Consider the following 2,065-nt stretch of genomic DNA (forward strand, 5'->3'; position numbering starts at 1 on the left):
CGCGGTCGCGCTGATCGCGCGCCACGCGGTGTCCGCCGCCTGCTGCTCCGCTTCCTTCTTGCTGCGGCCGGTGCCGGTGCCGTACGTGACACCACCGACGCGGGCGGCAGCCGTGAAGGTCTTCTCGTGATCCGGGCCGGTCTCGCTGACCAGGTACTCCGGCACGCCCAGTCCCCTGGCGGCCGTCAGCTCCTGGAGCGAGGTCTTCCAGTCCAGGCCCGCGCCGAGGTTCGAGGACTTCTCGATCAGCGGGTCGAACAGCCGGTGCACCAGCTCCGACGCCGCCTCAAGTCCCTTGTCCAGGTAGACCGCGCCGATGACGGCCTCCAGCGTGTCCGCGAGGATCGACGCCTTGTCCCGGCCGCCCGTGCCCTCCTCGCCCCGGCCGAGCCGGATGAAGGCACCCAGCTCCAGCCCGCGGCTGACCTCGGCGAGCGCACGAGAGTTGACCACCGCGGCCCGCAGCTTGGCCAACTGGCCCTCGGGCAGGTCGGGGTGGCCCCGGAACAGCGTGTCGGTGACCACCAGGCCGAGCACCGAGTCCCCGAGGAACTCAAGCCGCTCGTTGGTGGGCAGACCGCCGTTCTCGTACGCGAACGAGCGGTGGGTCAGGGCGCGCACCAGAAGGGCGGGCTCAAGTTCGTACCCGAGCCGCCCTTCCAGGATCTGGGGGGACGAGGCTGTGTCGGCCGGCGCCTTCCGCGGCGTAGTGGCATCTGACATGAGCCTTCTCCCCGCCGCTCAGACCTCGATGACCTGGCGGCGGTTGTACGTGCCGCAGTTCGGGCATGCGATGTGCTGCTGCTTCGGCTCATGGCAGCGCTCACATGCCACCAGGTGCGGGACCGCAGCCTTCCACTGCGACCGGCGGTGGCGCGTGTTGCTGCGCGACATCTTCCGCTTCGGAACGGCCACGGCTACTTCTCCTGCTTCTCGCCGGCGCCGTCGACAGCGCCGCTCGCATCGTTCTTCTCGCCGTCCGAGACGGTCTCGGCGAGTCCCTGCAACGCCGCCCACCGAGCGTCGACGACGTCGTGCCGGTGGTCCGGGTCGTCCGCGAGCCGCGCCCCGCAGTCGGGGCACAGGCCCGGGCAGTCCTCCCGGCACACCGGCTGCAGCGGCAGTGCGAGCACCACCGCGTCGCGCAGCTCGGGTTCGAGGTCGATCATGTCGTCCTCGACGTACAGCGTCCCCTCCTCCGCGTCCGCCTCCTCGGCGTCCGCGCCGGAGCCGCCGCCGCGGGCCACGCGGCCCCTGGCGTCGGTCTCCGGGTAGGAGTACATCTCCTGGAAGTCCACTCGAAGCTCCTGCCCGAGCGGCTCCAGACACCTTACGCACTCGCCCGTCACCCGTCCCCGGGCGGTGCCCGTGACGAGCACCCCCTCCATCACGGACTCAAGCCGCAGCTCAAGCTCGACGGGGTCGCCCTCCGGCACGCCCACCACCTCGTTGCCGAGGTCCTTGGGCGCCGGCACGGTGCGGGTCAGCCGCTTGAGCGTACCGGGACGGCGGCCCAGGTCACGTGTGTCGAACACGAGAGGGGCGCGGTGGTCCGGATGGGCTTTCAGGGCTTTCCTGCTTTCGTGCACCCTGCGCATGACGGGCAGGGACGGGCGCGGCGCGATACGGCGAGGGTCCAGAATACTTGAGACCCCGCCCAGGACCCAATCCGGGCACCGGTCGGCGGCCGGGCCCGGGCGGATGCTCCCCCGCGGCTCAGCGGCCGCGGTCGTCGTACTCCCGGAGCTGCGACATGTCGATCATGCTGGTGTCGAAGAGGCTCGTCTCGTCCAGCGCAGCGGGCGCCGGGGTGTAGCCGCCCTGCTGCGGCAGGTGCGCGTCGCCGTGGCCGTACGGCAGCTGCTGGGTCCCGTCCGCGTACGCACCGGCCGCCTGCTGCTCCGGCTGCCCGGCCTGCTGCGGCCAGCCGTAGCCGGGGTCGGGCTGCTCGTAGCCCTGCTGGTAGCCCTGGCCGTAGCCCTGCGGGTAGTCCGGCTGCTCCGGCTGCGGGTAGCCGGTCTGGGCGTAGCCCTGGGCGGCGGAGGCGTCGTAGTACGCGGCGGCG

Annotated in this window: 3 protein-coding genes and 1 pseudogene; all 4 read right to left on the reverse strand. The window is 72.0% G+C overall.

The annotated features are described in order from the left end of the window. Positions 1–723: ribonuclease III (gene rnc, locus H5J30_RS29485; RefSeq protein ID WP_181790371.1), on the reverse strand; the 723-nt coding region annotated here is incomplete at its 3' end. Between the two features lie 18 nt (positions 724–741). Beyond that, positions 742–915 (reverse strand): 50S ribosomal protein L32, encoded by a 174-nt coding sequence (gene rpmF / locus H5J30_RS29490; RefSeq protein WP_027743529.1) that lies wholly within the window; start codon positions 913–915, stop codon positions 742–744. Positions 916–917: 2 nt separating this feature from the next. Beyond that, the gene (locus tag H5J30_RS29495) at positions 918–1,598 is read right to left on the reverse strand and encodes a YceD family protein (protein WP_181790373.1); all 681 of its coding nucleotides are present in this window, start codon (positions 1,596–1,598) and stop codon (positions 918–920) included. A gap of 118 nt (positions 1,599–1,716) precedes the next feature. After that, positions 1,717–2,065, reverse strand: a pseudogene (locus tag H5J30_RS29500) (cell division initiation protein); the annotation flags it as partial.

Origin of the sequence: Streptomyces phytophilus, assembly GCF_013870535.1 — a bacterium.
GTDB classification, from domain to species: domain Bacteria; phylum Actinomycetota; class Actinomycetes; order Streptomycetales; family Streptomycetaceae; genus Streptomyces; species Streptomyces phytophilus.